16 protein-coding genes are annotated in these 17,742 nt (G+C 36.6%); 11 read left to right on the top strand and 5 right to left on the bottom strand.

Annotated features, from left to right (window positions below; translation table 11 throughout):
* Positions 1-3: 3 nt before the first annotated feature.
* Genes uxaC through V7S76_RS08750 form a run of 4 tightly spaced genes read left to right on the top strand, consistent with a single transcriptional unit; the run spans position 4 to position 4,391 of the window.
* The gene (uxaC, locus tag V7S76_RS08765) at positions 4-1,407 is read left to right on the top strand and encodes a glucuronate isomerase (protein WP_459509712.1); all 1,404 of its coding nucleotides are present in this window, start codon (positions 4-6) and stop codon (positions 1,405-1,407) included.
* Positions 1,408-1,410: 3 nt separating this feature from the next.
* Entirely contained in the window at positions 1,411-2,421 is a 1,011-nt protein-coding gene (locus V7S76_RS08760) for a PfkB family carbohydrate kinase (protein ID WP_459509711.1), read from the top strand.
* A 2-nt stretch (positions 2,422-2,423) separates the two neighbouring features.
* A complete protein-coding gene (locus V7S76_RS08755; protein WP_459509710.1) occupies positions 2,424-3,086 on the top strand; it encodes a bifunctional 4-hydroxy-2-oxoglutarate aldolase/2-dehydro-3-deoxy-phosphogluconate aldolase in 663 nt (220 codons plus the stop codon).
* Positions 3,087-3,110: 24 nt separating this feature from the next.
* Positions 3,111-4,391 carry an MFS transporter gene (locus tag V7S76_RS08750; protein WP_459509709.1) on the top strand — a complete coding sequence of 427 codons (1,281 nt, stop codon included), beginning with the start codon at positions 3,111-3,113 and terminating at the stop codon, positions 4,389-4,391.
* 178 nt (positions 4,392-4,569) lie between these two features.
* On the opposite strand, the gene mazG is transcribed toward V7S76_RS08750, so the two are convergent.
* Positions 4,570-5,364, bottom strand: a complete 795-nt coding sequence (gene mazG, locus V7S76_RS08745; RefSeq protein WP_459509708.1) for a nucleoside triphosphate pyrophosphohydrolase — start codon at positions 5,362-5,364, stop codon at positions 4,570-4,572.
* 297 nt (positions 5,365-5,661) lie between these two features.
* Here mazG and uvrB point away from each other — a divergent pair, with 297 nt between their 5' ends.
* Entirely contained in the window at positions 5,662-7,692 is a 2,031-nt protein-coding gene (uvrB, locus tag V7S76_RS08740) for an excinuclease ABC subunit UvrB (RefSeq protein ID WP_459509706.1), read from the top strand.
* A gap of 1 nt (position 7,693) precedes the next feature.
* Here the strand turns inward: uvrB and V7S76_RS08735 are convergent, their stop codons facing one another.
* The 4 genes from V7S76_RS08735 to V7S76_RS08720 are packed head-to-tail and all read right to left on the bottom strand — an operon-like array spanning position 7,694 to position 12,958.
* Complete coding sequence (locus tag V7S76_RS08735) at positions 7,694-8,887, bottom strand: nucleotidyltransferase family protein (RefSeq protein ID WP_459509705.1); 1,194 nt, start codon at positions 8,885-8,887, stop codon at positions 7,694-7,696.
* Complete coding sequence (locus V7S76_RS08730; protein ID WP_459509704.1) at positions 8,888-10,639, bottom strand: ABC transporter ATP-binding protein; 1,752 nt, start codon at positions 10,637-10,639, stop codon at positions 8,888-8,890.
* Positions 10,636-11,151 carry an adenylyl-sulfate kinase gene (gene cysC / locus V7S76_RS08725; RefSeq protein ID WP_459509703.1) on the bottom strand — a complete coding sequence of 172 codons (516 nt, stop codon included), beginning with the start codon at positions 11,149-11,151 and terminating at the stop codon, positions 10,636-10,638. The genes V7S76_RS08730 and cysC overlap by 4 nt, the downstream gene beginning before the upstream one ends.
* Positions 11,141-12,958, bottom strand: a complete 1,818-nt coding sequence (locus V7S76_RS08720) for an asparagine synthase-related protein (RefSeq protein WP_459509702.1) — start codon at positions 12,956-12,958, stop codon at positions 11,141-11,143. The genes cysC and V7S76_RS08720 overlap by 11 nt, the downstream gene beginning before the upstream one ends.
* A gap of 272 nt (positions 12,959-13,230) precedes the next feature.
* On the opposite strand from V7S76_RS08720, the gene V7S76_RS08715 reads away from it, so the two are divergent.
* The 6 genes from V7S76_RS08715 (at position 13,231) to V7S76_RS08690 (ending at position 17,716) form a co-directional block, all read left to right on the top strand.
* A complete protein-coding gene (locus V7S76_RS08715; RefSeq protein WP_459509701.1) occupies positions 13,231-13,359 on the top strand; it encodes a hypothetical protein in 129 nt (42 codons plus the stop codon).
* A gap of 1,512 nt (positions 13,360-14,871) precedes the next feature.
* Positions 14,872-14,994, top strand: a complete 123-nt coding sequence (locus tag V7S76_RS08710) for a hypothetical protein (protein ID WP_459509700.1) — start codon at positions 14,872-14,874, stop codon at positions 14,992-14,994.
* Between the two features lie 256 nt (positions 14,995-15,250).
* Positions 15,251-16,177, top strand: coding sequence for a phosphoenolpyruvate carboxykinase (ATP) (locus tag V7S76_RS08705; RefSeq protein ID WP_459509699.1), 927 nt, complete (start codon positions 15,251-15,253; stop codon positions 16,175-16,177).
* Positions 16,161-17,021 (top strand): sulfotransferase domain-containing protein, encoded by an 861-nt coding sequence (locus V7S76_RS08700; RefSeq protein WP_459509698.1) that lies wholly within the window; start codon positions 16,161-16,163, stop codon positions 17,019-17,021. The genes V7S76_RS08705 and V7S76_RS08700 overlap by 17 nt, the downstream gene beginning before the upstream one ends.
* Positions 17,022-17,031: 10 nt before the next feature.
* The gene (locus V7S76_RS08695) at positions 17,032-17,286 is read left to right on the top strand and encodes a PqqD family protein (protein ID WP_459509697.1); all 255 of its coding nucleotides are present in this window, start codon (positions 17,032-17,034) and stop codon (positions 17,284-17,286) included.
* 1 nt (position 17,287) lies between these two features.
* The gene (locus tag V7S76_RS08690) at positions 17,288-17,716 is read left to right on the top strand and encodes a lasso peptide biosynthesis B2 protein (protein ID WP_459509696.1); all 429 of its coding nucleotides are present in this window, start codon (positions 17,288-17,290) and stop codon (positions 17,714-17,716) included.
* Positions 17,717-17,742 lie beyond the last annotated feature (26 nt).

Below are 17,742 nucleotides of genomic sequence, written 5' to 3'. Positions count from 1 at the left end.
TATATGAAACCATTTTTAAACGAAGATTTTTTATTGCAATCGGAAACAGCGAAAGTATTGTATCATCAATATTCCGCCAACATGCCGATTGTCGATTACCACAATCATTTGATTCCTCAACAAATTGCGGAAAATAAACAATTTGATAACATCACTCAAATTTGGCTATATGGCGACCACTACAAATGGCGTGCAATGCGTACCCATGGCGTAGACGAAAAATACATTACCGGAAATGCCAGTGACGAAGAAAAATTTTTAAAATGGGCTGAAACCGTTCCTTATACCATGCGTAATCCTTTGTATCATTGGACACACTTGGAATTGCAACGTTATTTTGGAGTGACGGAATTATTGAACGCAGAATCTGGCAAGCGAATTTATGATCAATGTTCGGAGTTACTTCGCAAGAAAGAATTTTCCGTAAGAAATTTATTGCTTAAAATGAATGTGAAGGTGTTATGCACCACGGATGATCCCATCGACAATTTGGCGTATCATCAACAAATTGCAGCCAGCGGTTTTGCCATTAAAGTATTACCAACATTTCGTCCTGACAAAGCCATGGCGGTAGACGATGAATCGAGTTTCATCGATTATACCCAACAGTTAAGTGCAGCAGTGGGCTATTCCATCTCCCATTTATCTGATTTCAAAAAAGCCATCCAAGATCGCCATGATTTCTTTCATTCGGTCGGTTGCCGATTAAGCGACCACGGATTGGAGCATATTTATGCTGAAGATCACACAGAAGAAGAAATTGAACATATTTTTGAAAGATTACTTGCTGGAAAAACCATTAACAAAAAAGAAAAATGGCAGTTCAAATCGGCCATGTTGGTGTATTTCGCGCATTTAGACCATTCCAAAGGTTGGACCCAACAATTCCATTTGGGGGCCTTGAGAAATAATAACAATCGCTTGTTAGCAAGTTTAGGGCCAGATACAGGTTTTGACTCGATTGGCGATTTTGAACAAGCGAAACCTTTGTCGAAATTCTTAAATACCTTGGATTCAACCAATCAATTGGCCAAGACTATTTTATATAATTTAAACCCAAGAGACAACGAATTATTGGCAACCATGATTGGGAATTTTCAAGATGGAACCATCGTTGGAAAGATACAATATGGATCAGGTTGGTGGTTTTTGGACCAAAAAGATGGCATGGAAAAACAAATCAATGCTTTGTCGAATATGGGATTATTAAGTCATTTTGTCGGAATGCTAACAGATTCAAGAAGTTTTCTTTCTTTCCCAAGACATGAATATTTCAGAAGAATTTTATGTAATTTACTCGGCCAAGATGTAGAAAATGGGGAACTCCCGGCTGACACTGCTTGGTTAGGCAAGTTGGTTTCCGACATCAGTTATAACAATGCCGCACAATTTTTTAATTTCGATTAATCCATGAAAAAGATCGTTACATTCGGTGAAATCATGGGACGTTTAAGTCCTCCAGGTTACGGCCGAATCACCCAAGCTCAATCGTTCAACATCACATTTGGAGGTGGAGAAGCGAATGTCTCAGGCAGTTTAGCTCATTTAGGATTGCCGGCCGCGCATGTTACGCGCTTTCCAGATCATGAAATGGGAAAGGCGGCTACGGAATATTTTCGCAAAGTGGGTGTAGACATGTCGCACGTACAATATGGAGGTGAAAGATTAGGCTTGTACTATACCGAATTCGGAGCAGCGATGCGACCAAGTAAAGTAGTCTATGACCGAGCCAATTCATCTTTTTCTAGCTTAGATCCCCTATCATTTAATTGGGAAGAAATTTTGAAAGATGCCCAATGGTTTCATTGGACGGGCATTTCTCCTGCCATTTCTGCCTCCGCTGCACAAGCCACCAAAGAAGCAATCGCAGTTGCCAACAAATTAGGAATCACGGTTTCCGCTGATGTCAATTACCGTAAAAATTTATGGCAATATGGGAAGTCCGTTCAGGAAGTAATGCCGGATTTAATTGCAGGTTGTGATATCATTGTTTGTGGAAAAGGAGATGCCGAAGATATTTTAAACATCGTACCAGATGGTTCTTCCAAAAGTAATTTTGAATCCATTTGCAAGCAAATCATGGCGCGTTTTCCGCGCATCAAAAAAATCATCAATACCAAACGGGGTCAAATTTCTGCCTCACAGAATACCTTGTCGGCCGTTTCTTACGATGGAAAAAACTATCTCAAATCGGATACTGTTGAAATTAGCCAAATCGTAGATCGAATTGGTGGAGGAGATGCCTTTATGGCAGGTTACATTTATGGCAATATCGTGTTAAAAGATGAGGCACAATCATTGGCGTTTGGCGTAGCAGCTTCCGCATTAAAACATACCATTGAAGGAGATATTAATTTAGCTAATCTAGACGAAATAGAAACCGTCATGAAAGGTGATTTATCAGGAAGATTAAAAAGATAATTATGGCTAGGAATTCATCCACAGTAGTTTACCAAAGAATAGAAGAAACACCCATTGTTCCATTGTTTTTCAATCCCGATTTAGGCATTGCTAAAAATGTACTAAAAGCATGTTATGATGGAGGAATTCGAGTATTTGAATTTACCAATCGAGGACAAGAGGCTCCTCAAATTTTTGCCAAATTGATTGAATATGTTGAGCAAGAATGCCCTGATTTAGTATTGGGGATTGGTACCATCTATGACGCAAAACAGGCAACTCAATTCATTGAAATGGGTGCCGATTTTATGCTTCAACCCTTTACTACACCAGAAGTAGGCGAAGTTTGTGGCAAACATGATATCCCTTGGATGCCCGGAACCATGACCTTAACGGAAATCAGAAATGCAGAAGTTTTAGGTGCTAAATACATCAAGATTTTCCCGGGCAATGTGGTGGGCCCAGCCTTTGTTAAAGCCTTAAAAGGACCCATGCCTAATACCAAAATCATGGTAACAGGCGGCGTAGAACCCAATAAAGAAAGTTTGTCCACATGGTTCTCCGCAGGAGCATCCGCGGTAGGAATGGGTTCTCAATTATTTCCTCCAAGTTTAATCAAAGAACAAAATTATCAATCGATTTCGAATACTATTTCTCAACTTATTCAAACCTACCGAGATTTATAAAATCTACACAAAACCCTCTAAACCATGGAAAAAATAGGAAAATATCGCTGGAGAATTTGCGCTTTGCTTTTCTTTGCTACAACGATTAACTACTTAGATAGACAAGTAATTGGTCTTTTAAAACCCGTTCTAGAAGACGATTTCAAATGGACTGAATCAGATTATTCATTCATCGTGATTTGTTTTCAATCGGCCTATGCGGTGAGTTTATTGGGATTTGGTGGAATCATCGATCGCATTGGAACTAAACTAGGTTATTCTATTTCCATCGTTGTTTGGAGTATTGCTGCCATGTTACACGCTTTGGCAACAGGAACATTGAGCTTCGCCTTTATGCGAGGTTTATTGGGTTTAGGTGAAGCAGGGAATTTTCCCGCAGCTATCAAAACCGTAGCAGAATGGTTCCCTAAAAATGAAAGAGCATTGGCAACCGGCATTTTTAATTCCGGAGCCAACATTGGCGCTGTTGCCGCACCTATTTTAGTACCTTGGATTTTAGGAATTTATGGTTGGGAAATGGCCTTTATAGTTACCGGAGCCATCGGTTTTATTTGGCTGATTTTCTGGTGGTTATATTATGAAGTACCATCCAAACACAAAGAATTAACTCAAGCAGAATTCGATTATATCCATGCCGACATGGAGGCGAAAGATGAAAACCAAGAACCCGTTAAATGGGCAAAATTGTTTGGTTTTAGACAAACTTGGGCTTTCTTCTTTGGAAAAATGTTAACCGATCCTATTTGGTGGTTCTTTTTGTTCTGGTTACCGTCTTATTTCAAAGAAAGGTTTGAATTGGATTTGAAAAAACCAAGTTTAGAATTGATCATTGTTTACACAGCTACAACCATCGGAAGTATTGGTGGTGGATATTTATCAGGATGGTTAATCAACAAAGGATGGCCGTCTTTCAAAGCAAGAAAATATTCCATGCTGAGCTTTGCCTTAGCGGTGGTGCCAATTGTTTTAGCCCGTTATTGCGATAACATCTGGCAAGCCGTTGGACTAATTTCTTTAGCAGCAGCTTCTCATCAGGCTTGGAGTGCAAATATTTATTCCATTGCAACAGATATGTTCCCGAAAAAAGCCGTTAGTTCCGTGATTGGCATCGGTGGAATGGCAGGTTCCGTAGGGGGTATTTTCTTTCCAATGATTGTTGGTTATATATTGGACAAATATGAATTGTTAGGTAACAAGAACGATGGATACAACATCATTTTCTTACTTTGCGGAAGTGCTTATATGTTGGCCTGGCTGATTATTTATGCCTTGGTTCCTAAGTTAGAAGAAGCAAAAATTGACTGAGAATAGGAAAAAGTTATAGGTAAAAAGTTATAGGTAAAAGGTAATAGGTAAAAGGCCGATGGCTGAGGCTCTCGAAGCCAGGAAAGAGAGAAAATTTAAATTACCTCCGCGGTAAAATGAATCGTTGAGTAATTCGTAAAAAAGAGTGGAAACCCTATTACCTATTACCTATTACCTATTACCTATTACCTAAACCCTTCGCTTCCTCCCAATACACATCCATTTCCGCCAAAGTCATGTCAGATAAGGCTTTACCCATTTCATTGGCTCGTTTTTCCAAATGCTGAAATCGTTGAATGAATTTACGATTGGTACGTTCTAAAGCGGTTTCTGGATTAATATCAATGAATCGGGCAAAATTAACTAAACTAAAAATCAAATCGCCCAACTCCCCTTCTGCCTTACTTTTTTGATTTTCATCCAACTCTTTTCCAACAAATTCCGCTTTAAATTCCCCTAATTCTTCCTCTACCTTTTCCCAAACTTGTTCCTTTTCTTCCCAATCGAATCCCGCTCCTCTAGCTTTTTCTTGGATTCGCATCGACTTCACCAAAGCAGGTAATGAGCCAGGGACTCCTGATAAAACCGATTTATTTCCTTCTTTCAGCTTCAACGCTTCCCAATTCGATTTAACCTGTTCTTCTGTTTCTGCTACCACATCACCATAAATGTGAGGATGACGGGAAATTAATTTCTCACAAATCCCATTCAATACATCCGTCACATCAAAGGCCGATTGCTCTGAACCAATTTTACTATAGAAAACCAAATGCAAAAACACATCACCAATTTCTTTTTTGATTTCATTCAAATCGCCTTCCAAAATTGCATCCGATAATTCATACGTCTCCTCAATGGTTAAATGACGTAAAGTATCCATGGTTTGTTTTTTATCCCAAGGACATTTTTCCCTTAAATCATCCATGATGACTAATAATCGATCAAATGCCTCCGCGGCGATAGGGTATTTCATAAGATGTTGTTATTGAACGATAAAATTAGTTATTAGTTTTTAGTTATTAGTTATTAGTTTAAAAGCCAATACAGAAAAAGACACAGATAACTAATAACTAAAAACTAATAATTATTTCGTTAATTATTAGTTCAAAAGCCACTACAGAAAAGACATTGATAACTAATAACTAATAACTAATAATTATTTCATTAATTATTAGTTCAAAAGCCATTACAGAAAAAGACACTGATAACTAATAACTAAAAACTAATAACTGATAATTATTTCATTAATTTTACATCACAAAAATACCCCATGGACTTTCAATTAGTTTCTTCTTATGTACCTACTGGAGATCAACCAGAAGCGATCAGACAATTGGTCGAAGGATTACATAAAGAGGAAAAATCACAAACACTTTTGGGAGTTACTGGCTCAGGTAAAACGTTTACCATTGCCAATGTCATTAAGGAGGCGAATCGGCCAACTTTGATTTTGAGTCATAATAAAACACTTGCCGCACAATTATATGGAGAATTCAAGCATTTTTTTCCGGAAAATGCGGTTGAATATTTTATCTCTTATTACGATTATTACCAACCCGAAGCCTTTATTGCAAGTACCGGAACCTACATCGAAAAGGATTTATCCATTAACCAAGAAATTGAGAAACTTCGTTTAGCCACGACTTCTTCATTGATGTCGGGCAGAAGAGATATCATTGTCATCGCTTCCGTTTCTTGCATTTATGGAATGGGAAATCCTGATGAATATCGAAATTCAATTCTTCGAATTGGTGTGGGAGAAATCATTTCCAGAAACCAATTTTTGTTCCGCTTGGTTGAAATTTTATATGCCCGAACGGAAGGCGAATTTTTGCGGGGGACATTCCGCGTAAAGGGTGACACGGTGGATATCTTTTTGGCTTATGCCGATTTCGGATACCGAATCATTTTCTTTGGTGATGAAATTGAAGAAATTCACCGCATTGATCCTTGGAGTGGTAAGAAAATTTCGACCGAAAAAATGGTGGCTATTTTCCCAGCTAATTTGTTCGTAACGGGTAGAGAAACCATGCAAAGAGCTATTTCGGATATTCAAGCCGATTTGGTGAATCAAATTTCCTATTTTGGAAAAGATGGCCGTTTGACCGAAGCGGAACGAATTAAACAAAGAACAGAATTCGACTTGGAAATGATGCGCGAATTGGGTTATTGTTCGGGCATTGAAAACTATTCTAGGTACTTTGATGCCAGAAAACCTGGACAAAGACCATTTTGCTTGTTGGACTTTTTCCCAGAAGATTTTTTAATGGTCGTAGACGAAAGTCATGTGACCATGCCGCAAATCAAAGCCATGTACGGCGGCGATCGTTCCAGAAAAGAATCCTTGGTAGAATACGGTTTCCGCTTGCCATCTGCCATGGATAATCGGCCATTGAAATTTCAAGAATTTGAGGATTTGATTGGCCAAACCATTTATGTTTCAGCTACTCCTTCCGATTACGAATTAAAGAGATCAGATGGCGTTGTGGTGGAGCAAGTCATTCGTCCGACGGGTTTATTGGATCCATTGATTGAGGTTCGTCCAACGAAAAACCAAATTGATGATTTATTGGATGAGGTGAATGACCGAATCAAGAAAAACGAAAGGGTTTTAATAACTACTTTGACCAAAAGGATGGCCGAAGAGCTGTCCAAATATTTGGACCGAGTTGGGATTAAATGCCGCTACATACATTCGGAGATCAAAACATTGGAACGGGTAGAAATATTACGTGAATTACGCTTAGGTGTCATTGATGTTCTGGTGGGGGTTAATTTATTGCGCGAAGGATTGGATTTACCGGAGGTTTCCTTGGTAGCCATCATGGACGCCGACAAAGAGGGTTTCCTACGAGACATTCGATCATTGATTCAAACCATTGGACGAGCGGCTCGTAATGAGAATGGTAAGGTTTTGATGTATGCAGATAAAATGACAGGCTCCATGGACTTGGCCATTTCGGAAACGAACCGTAGAAGAGCTAAACAAATGGCTTATAACGAGGAACATGGAATCACGCCAAAAACCATTTTGCGGAGTCATGATGAAATCATGGAGCAAACCTCTATTGCCGACAGAATGGCGAAGCCAACAAAAAATTATTTGTTGAAACCGGAGGCGCAAATAACAGCTGCAGATCCGCTTTTAGCCTACTTGTCGAAGAAGGATTTGCTTAAACAAAAAGAGACCGTCAAAAAAGAGATGGAGAAAGCAGCCAAAGAGTTGGATTTCCCATTAGCGGCTCGATTCAGAGACGAATTCTTAGCAATTGAAAAATTGATTGAGGAACAGAAAGCTTAGGCTAATTCGTTTTGCCACGCAATTGGTAAACCACATAGCTCAACACTTTATCGATAAAATTTAACACCCCCCAACCGGGAGGAAAGTTAAAAAGTCGTTTTCGTTCAAATGGATTAGGTAGAATATACGCTTGATACAGCTTTTGAAGATAGCTCCAAAACGTATATCCTTCATCTTGTGAAACATGCAAGATTTTTTCGTAGTTCAAGCGAGGAATTAGCTTATTCCAATAATCAGATTTTTTCCAAAAATGGAATATCCACTGAATTTTCTTGGGCTGATATGCGATAAGTTCTTGTTTTAACTGGCTAGGTAATTCATAGTCAAAAACTTCCTGCAAAATCCAAAATCCATTTTTTACTACCGTCCAAATTTTAAATTCCTTGGCTTGTAGAATGATCAATTCCCAATCAACCTGATTTTTATATGTTTCCATAAAAGCCATCAAGTCAACTAAATCTTTGAATTTCAACCATAATTCTTTCCCCCCATGATGTAGCACCAAACTCCAAAATATGGCTGCGGAATTGGTAACCTTTAACTTTTTTCCATAAAAATCAATGCTAGTTTGTTTTTCAAAATATAAACCTAAATCAACTTGATAATTCAAAAATTGATGGCATAATTCCCAATGAAAATCAACATTAAAAGGTTTTTTATCAAAATGTAACTCTTGGAATTGAGTATCATAAATCAATGACAACAAGTCATTATTCAAATCTTTGGAATGACACAAAACTCCAAAATCTCGACAGGTATAGTTTTCACCCAAGAGTAGTTGCATTCCCTGCAAGGATTCTTCTTTTTTGAATAAAAAATCAATGTCAGAACTTTCTCGCAATAATCTATTTTGATACAAAAGCTGTGTATACAATGCTCCTTTCAATAATACGGGTGAAAGGCCTTCTTTTTCGAACAAGGTATATAATCGTTTGATTTCAATAACATTGTCAAAATTACTCTTGGCTCCCTTCTGGGAAAATTTTTTGTACTTAATCTTAAGATCTTCAGGTAAAATGGCTTGCTTTTGATTAGCCGAAAAAGCCATATGGCGCATGCCATGATAGGCACATGCTTTTTTGAATTTATCCCAATCTATTTCCTCCTTGGGAAAATCAAGCTCCCGCCCAAGCATTTCTTGCTGAACCATTTGGATCATTAAGCGTAATTCAGCAGAAAGATGAAGTGACTTCATTTAAACCTTTTGTTGTTCGTATAATTGATTAAATAGTATAGAATTAGCTTTTAATTCATCAAATGTTCCTTGCTCAACCATTCTTCCATGGTCCATCACCCAAATTTTATCCGCAAATTTTAAATTATATAATCGATGAGTAATGATTATGGTGACCTTTTCTCTAGATCTAGACTTGATATTTTCAAAAATTTTAGATTCTGCCAAAGCGTCAATGGAACTGGTTGGTTCATCAAAAATCCATAAAGGTGTGTCGCGAAAAAATGCTCTCGCAATCACCAATTTCTGCCATTGGCCTCCACTCAGCTGCACTCCCGCACCAAAAATGCGTCCCAACCTCGATTGGTATTTGTGCGGAAATTCATTCACAAATCCGTCTGCATCAGCCAATTTCAATGCCGTTTCGATTTGTTTGGGAGAGGTTTCAGCCCCCGCCCATCCCAAGCTCAAAAATTCCGAGATACTCAAAAAGTATTTCTCAAAATCCTGAAACACAAAGGTGGATTCATTCGAAAATACGCCCGAATCTATTTGATGAATCTCTGTATTTTTCCATCGTACTTGGCCAATGCTGGGTTGATATAAACCTGCAATGAGCTTTACAAGAGTACTTTTGCCCGAACCATTGGCTCCTACAATGGCAATAATTTCACCCTGTTTTACATGAATATCAATATCCGATAAAACCCACTTGTCAGATTCCGGATATTTGAAACTTAATTGATTCATTTGCAGGGAATTAGTTAAATGATTGTCGAAATATTTAATTTCTCTAGATTCTTCTTCTAAATCAAGGTAATGAAACAAGTCGCTAAGAAAAACACGTTGTTGCAATAACTGAACCCAATTTTGTAAAAAGGATTTTAAGGTGGATTGGATCCTTTGTAAACCTTGTAAGTAAATCACTAAAACACTGATTCCAATGATTTTGGCTACAGCCAAATCAATCAATTGGTACATCACATATAATATAACTGCCACTTCTAACAATTCCGCAACTGTAGAAAAAAAGCTTAATTTCAATGTCAATGAGCGTTTTTTTCGAAATATATAAGCTTTCAGTACTCCGAACTTTTCAATTAAAGTGTTCCCCACGTGTAGCGTCTTAATTTCCTTTGCGAAATTTACGCCCACCAATATTTGATGCAAATAATTCACTTCCCGATCTTGTTTGACCAATTTTTTATCCAATTGGGCAAGTGCATTTCCCGAAATCCATTTAATGACAGACAGCGGAATCGCTAATAAAACAATCCACCATGCAAAATCGCTCAGCAACTTGAAAAAATAAGATATTAAGGCTATCAAAGAAAAGCTGCTGACCAAAACCAATTGAAATACTTGAAAAACTTGTGGTATTTTATATAGAGATTGTTGTTGAGCTAAATGCAGACTATTTTGGTATTCGGTATTTTCATTAAACTCGAAAGGGATATTTGTGCTTTTGGTCAAAATTTTATCGCTAAAAAAAGCGCTAACGTGGTGTTGGTTGGTAAAACTGATGAAAGATTGAATTTGTGAGATAATAATTTGAAAGACATAAATAAGGGCAATAAAAAGGAGATATTGACCTGTTTCGAAATCCAATTTTTGAACGGTTAAAATTTGATCTAATAAGCGTTGCGTGACATAAAGAGTGGCCACAGGAACGCAAGCTAAAAGACCTTGAAAAATCAATTGGACCAGAAAACCCATGGGGTTTGCTTCCCAAATCATTCCAAATGCCCGAAAATATTCTTTGAAATATTTCATAAAAGCTCCAGCTTAGCCAACAATGATCGAATACTTTCTTCCACCGTCACATTTTCCGTTGGCAAGACAAAATCAGCCTCCTTTGGTAGGTCAAAAGGCGCATCAATTCCTGTAAAATTTTTTAACCCCTCATTAGCCACCTTTGCATATAAACCTTTTGGATCCCGCGACTGACAAATGGATAAAGGAGTATCCACATACACTTCCCAATAGGATGTTCCTAATATTTTCCGATTCGATTGCCGCATTTGTGCCAAAGGAGTGATCAAGGCTACAATCACCCAAAAACCTTGTTGCAAAAATAATTTTGCCACTTCGGCAGTTCTCCTTGCATTTTCTGATCGATCAGCATCCGAAAATCCCAAATTACTATTTAAACCTGTCCGCAACACATCACCGTCTAAAACCACCACTTGTTGACCCAATGAACGAAGTTCTTTAGCCAGCTCAAGCGACAAGGTTGTTTTACCTGCACCCGATAAACCCAAAAACCAAATACATTTATTTTTCATGACCCTGGTGGTTTTTTTCGATTAAATAGTCCAATTTATTCATAACCACATGTCGATTTGCCTGATTAAAATCTGAGTCGTCAAATGCTTTTTCCGCATGTAGAAGGCCCAAAGAATTTTTAATTTCCCAATCTTTAAAATCTTCCAATTGGGTTTTTTTCCAATATTCGGCAAAGGCCAAAGTCATGGCTCCGTTTCGTTTTTGTTGTAGTCGGACATCATCTGGCAAAATCCCTTCACATATGGTTCTAAAAACGGGTCTAGAAAATGTAACAGGTTTGAAATATTCCATTGGCAAACTCAAGGCAAACTGAACAAAACGCAAATCCGCCATGGGATATGCGGTTACGATGCCATACTGACTCGCATATAAACCCTCCGATTCTGTTCGTAAACAAGAATGCGCCCTAAAAACCTTGCTAATCAATTCCTCTCTAAATGATGAAATAAAGCCAAAAGAGCTATCCGTAAGTTGGGAATGGAAAAGTGAGTCAGGATGCAATAGATCCCGAGATTTCTGTATTTCATCATAACCTTTCAAAGTTGACTTTGAAAAGCGAGCAGTAAAATACTGATAGACCTGTTTAGCAAAAACATATGGATTTTGAAGCCATTGCTTCCACATCCATGCGAGGTCTAATTGATGTAAATATTCAAAAAAATACCGACCCCCAGAATTGGAAATTCCTTCATCTCCTGGAAAACCACTGAAAATCAATTCTACTCCATACTCAGAAGCTTGTTTGTACATCGAATCCTGCCAAATACTATCTGAATCGGCAAAACCTCCCATTATTTGATCAGATTTGTCGTAGCATTCTAGGGTATCTTGGTAATAAAATCTATCCGATAAATGATGATTTTCTCGAAGCAAATGAGCATATTCAATGATGCTGTTTTGCGTAGCTTGTTCATCAATCCCTCTCTCAGAAAATTCACGTGTTGTTTCGTTTAAGACAAATGAAAAAGTATGTAGATTTTCTTTCGGTAAAATCCGAGATGCCAAAACGGTAATGGCCGATGAATCCAAGCCTCCACTTAATTGAGTTGCGGCAATTTTCACTCGCCGTAATCTTGTTTTCACTGCTTGTTGAAACAATCGTCTCAACTCATCATATACCGCTTTTTTATTGACAAAAGCACTCGTGTCCATGACTTGAAATTCCCAATAACGCTTTTCAATTACCTGTAATTCTGTCGATTTGATATGAGCAAAATGAGCAGGCTTCAGTCGGTGAATTTCTTGGAAAAACGTTTCTTCTACCTCAACAGGATAATTCTTTAATTCTTTGGCTACATATAATTCATTGATGGATAGTTTTCCTTTACCTACAAAAGCACGAATAGCGGCAATAGAAGATGAGAAAACAACCGAATCCTTATATTGATAATAGAACATTGGCCGAACGCCAATTTGATCTTTTACACAAAAAACCGCTTGATTTTCCGAATCCCAAATCAGAAAACTGAAATCGCCCATTAATTTTTCAAAGGATTTTTCTTGATGTTTTTCAAACAAAGCCAAAATTAATTCCTCTTGAGACTTAAAATTAGCACCGGGAAATGCTAGCAAAAGTTCTTCTTCGTTGTCCAAACGGACCGATCCAATAAAGGTCAACTGATTGCGTTGATAGGATTCCAATTGGGAATTTTTCCAAGACTTATGCCCTAAACAACTGGCATAAAAACCATTTTCTGTGATGGAAAATATTTCGGATTGGGAAATATCATGGAAGTAATTTTGAACACATTTTACTTGCTCTGGAACAGGAGATTGAGGGGATAATACAGCAAAAAAATGATTCATAATTAATTTAGGACACAGATTGATTAGCTAAATTAATTCTTTTTTAGGTTTCAGCATAAAAAGAAACATTAATTCTAAAAGGATAGAAAAAACTAGGATAGAACCAGAGGAGAATTTACGCTAACTATGTAAAGGTGTAGCGCTTCACAAAAAGAGAAAACTAGCATAAGTAGAAAGGCTTAAGAGTAAGTTGAAAAATTGTATTTTGGTTTCTCAATACCAATTCTAATTTTTTTTATATGTACATTTAAAGGTTCTAAATTAAATATTGAATGCAAAATCAAGAAAATAACGAAAAGAAACCTTGGCAAGAGCCAATTCTAAAATCTGTGGAAATTTCTGGAGGGTTACCACCAGGAACAGGTGAAACCTTTTTAAATGGAATACCCATAGGTTCATAAAACACCATTATTTAGCTCGACTGATTTTCTAGCTGGCTTATACTTGCTAAAAAAATCTTCTTGTTTTTATCTCAAGCAAGATCAGTCTTTAAAAAAAGGACATTTCGACTTCAATACCCCAAAGGCATGTCAAGAATACACCAATAATTAGTTAAGTTGTGATAAATCCATCGTTCTTGATTAAATCTTCATGCAAAATCAGTTAGAAAACCCCAAAAAAACCTGGCAAGAGCCAGAGTTAACAAGTATAGCTATTTTGGGTGGCCTGGTACAGGACAACTCTGAAGCTGGAACTTTTGCGCATTCTTAAAGTTAGATGATCATTTAATGTGAAAACCAACGTTTGTTTTTTAACACAACGGCACAAAGATTATCTTTTAAAAAGAAAAATGTTCTTTCTATTCAGAACGCCCCAAACCATGGTAGGAATAAATGAATAATTAGCTACATTACAGTTAAATAAATAATTCTAAATTAAATCATCGTGCAAATTCAATCCGAAAACAAAAAAAAAAACATGGCAGGAGCCTGAAATCATAAACATTGAAATTAATAACGGAGATCGCGCTGCGACAGCCGAAGTTGGATTTTATTACATTAATTCATAATCAATACTAAAAATCATGATAGATTCAACTGACAAAAAAACATGGCAAGAACCTGAAATCAACGATTTAAAATTATTGGGTGGCCAGGCTGAATATTATGTCGAAAATGAATTTAATTTTATTCCTTCATAAGTAAACCGGTCAAGAGCTTATCATAGAATTGGACAATAATGAATTCCTATCAGATTTATTAAAAAAATCTTGGCTAGAGCCGAAAATTAATTCTTTAAATATTACTAGTGGAGCAACAGTTAACCTACCCGAAGCATCAAATGGAATATTGGAATCGTAAATAATTCGAAAGCAACCCTTGGTGAACTTGGTGTTGAAATCATTCTTTTTTTTTAACACAACGGCACAAAGATTATCTCTGAAAAAGAGAAAAATCCTAAGATGTAACAAACCAATTAAAATAATTATTTAAATTGTTTTAAAATTAATTGTTCATAATTATATCAACATGGAAAATCAATCAGAAAACAACAAAAAAACTTGGCAGGAGCCTGAGTTAAAAAGTATAAACATTTTAGGAGGGTCGAATTTAACGACTGTCGAAGACAGTGATAGATGGATTATGACATCATAAAATGGCAAGGGCTTGAAATTATAAATTTCATCGTTCTAAATATCAGCCATTACCATTTTAAATAATTACCTATTTTTCAAATAAGGTATTATCTCAAGAGGAGCAACAGTTAACCTACCCGAAGCATCAAATGGAATATTGGAATCGTAAATAATTCGAAAGCAACCCTTGGTGAACTTGGTGTTGAAATCATTCTTTTTTTTTAACACAACGGCACAAAGATTATCTCTGTAAAAGAGAAAAATCCTAAGATTTAGCAACCCAATTAAAATAATTATTTAAATTGCCTCTAAATAAATTGTTCTTAATTATAACAACATGGAAAATCAAACACAATCCAACAAAAAAACTTGGCAGGAGCCAGAGTTAACAATCATAACAATTACAAATGGTAAAGCGGCTCAACCTTCTGAAAGTTCATCAATGGTACAAGGGAGTTAAAAATATGAAAAGCAAAAAAACTTGGCAAGAGCCAGCCATTGAACCCCTCGACATTGATAGCCTAAATCCTTTAGCGCCATTGATGGACATCGATCAAATTAATTCATAGAATTCATGGAAAATGAAATAAAAAAAGCTTGGTTAGAACCTCTAATTGAGCAGATTACGATTGAAGCCTTAAATCCTTTTGGACTTTTAAACGAATTAGATGGAAACCTGTCCTCTTAACTTTTAGTCCATACAAAAATTTTCTAAATTGAATAATTACCTATTTTTCGGACAGTGGATTCAATCCGAAATTACCCTTCCGGGGATTGAACCCATTCAGAACACCGAAGAATTAAGTCGGCCAATCCGACTGGCTTGGGGGCAAGTCCCGCTAAGTCTAGAAAATCCCCCCTTAGAAGAAAAACCTTTTTCTACTTTTAATGACAACGAATTTCTTTACCAAATTCCAGATGTAGCAAATTACTACATCCGAAATGGAGAAGAAATCATCATAGAGCCTGTTTCTTCCAATGAATCAGAGGTTTTGCTTTTCTTTTATTCCAATGCTTTGGCAGCAGTGTTGTTTCAAAGAAATTTGATACCCTTTCATGCCTCTGGAGTAAAAATCAACGACCATCAAATTATTCTGTTCCCCGCTCCTTCCAGAACCGGGAAATCAACTACCGCGGTATTTTTAGAAAAAAAAGGATACCCCGTTTTTTCCGATGATACGGTACTCTTGGAGGTAAAAGATGGCAAATGCTTTGCCACTCCTTCCTATCCCATTATGCGTTTGTGGGAAAATTCCATCAAAGCCAGCGAACAATACGACACCAAAGATGGATATGAATTGAGACCAGGAATGAGCAAATTTGGAATCACCTTGGGAGATAAATTTTCCCATCAAAAAATGGAAGTCGCGGCTTTGGTCTTTTTAAATAATCAGTCAGAAGAATTGAAAATCGAAGCCCTCAAAACAAAAGATGTATTTCTTCATTTAGGCAATAATGTGTATCGGAAACAGTGGATCATTGGAATGAAAAAACAAATTCCGCAATTCAAATTGGTATCCAAAATCAGTCAACATGTTCCATCTTATTTAGCCAAAAGGCCTAAAAGTGAAGCGACTTTTCAAGAGTTCTCCACTGCCATAGAGCAAGAAATTATTTTCAAATTAAATGGGGACATTGAATAATATCATTTGGCTGGCCTCCTATCCTAAATCAGGTAATACCTGGTTTAGAACCTTTTTGACTGCCTTAAAAACAGATGAAGCCATATTCAATATCAATGAGTTGAAAACCGATGGCATATTTTCGGGTAAAGAAAATTTGGAATATACCTTGGATGTAGAAGCAGATGAACTTCATCAGCATGAAATAGAAAAATACCAAGGTCTTGCGTGGAAATACGTTTCCCAAAAATCCTCAAAAAAGCAATTTGTCAAAATTCATGATGCCTTTGATTTTTTGCCAAATACGGAAAAAACCCCATTAGTCCCTGAAGAAGCTACTTTCAAAGCTTTGTATTTTGTTCGTCATCCCTTTGATGTTGTGCCATCATTGGCTAATCACAGTGGAAAAAATATCGAAGAAACCGTTAAATTTATCAATGATTCTCAAGCATCTTTTATCAATACAAAAAAGAAAAAAAACCTTGCGGCGAATCAATTTTACCAACATTTAGGCACATGGAATGAACATGTCAAAAGTTGGTTAGAACGTCCTCAATTCCCTGTTTTGTTTCTTCGTTATGAAGACATGAAAATGAATTCCTTTGAAACATTCAAAAAAGCGATTGCATTCATGGAATTAGATTATTCAGATGAGCAAATTCATCAAGCTTTGGAAATGACCAAATTTGAAAATTTGCGCAAACAAGAAGAAGAAAAAGGTTTTCGGGAGAAAAGTAAACAAACTAAATTTTTCTTTAACAAAGGAGAAATGAATTATGGCAAATCACTTTTAACAGAAGAACAAATAGAATTAATCAAACAAGTCAATGAAGAAATGATGAAACATTTCGGTTATTGGCATTAAATTATCTTTTATGTACATAATCAATGAAGAGAAAGTGTTATTCACTCAATTAGGGGACGAAGGTGTTTTGTTCAATGTTGAATCCAATGAATATTTTAGTACCAATGATACTTTTACCAAAATAGTTTTGGGCATTCAAAACGAAATGAGCGTAGATCAAATCGTGGAAAATTTGTTGGAAGAATTTGACATTGATGCAGATGCTTGTCGAAAATCCGTGGAAAATTCCATTAATATTTTACAAGAAAAAGGATTTATTGAATAACATGTTATCCAAATTTTTCCTTTTATTTCAGATCACTCCGCTCAGAAGAAAATTATTGTTTTTCGGACTTTCCCTATCCGTCTACTCCTATTTTTTGTTTAGATTTTCACCCAAACATGCTCGTTTTGGTGATTCAAATACCCATTTAAAGCCTGAAAAGCCAGATTTTATTGCCATTATTTTAGGTGTTCGATTTGTCATCAAAGTTCTAACGAAATACATTCCTTGGGAATTTATGTGTCGGCATCAAGCCTGGCTTGCTTCCGTCCTTTTAAAAAAATACCAAGTTCCTTACACGGTTTTTGTGGGCTTTAAAAAAAATAATGAAGGGAAAATTGAAGGACATGCTTGGACCATTGCTCAAAATATCATGGTCTCTGGATTTTGTGACCCAAAGGAGTATACGGTTCAAACTACTTACATGGGCTAATTTTAGCTACACAATTAGGATAAATT

The sequence above is a fragment of the Aquirufa sp. ROCK2-A2 genome (assembly GCF_054558485.1).
The sequence above is the reverse complement of the archived record's forward strand: the minus strand, read 5'-3'. Positions and strand labels throughout refer to the sequence as shown.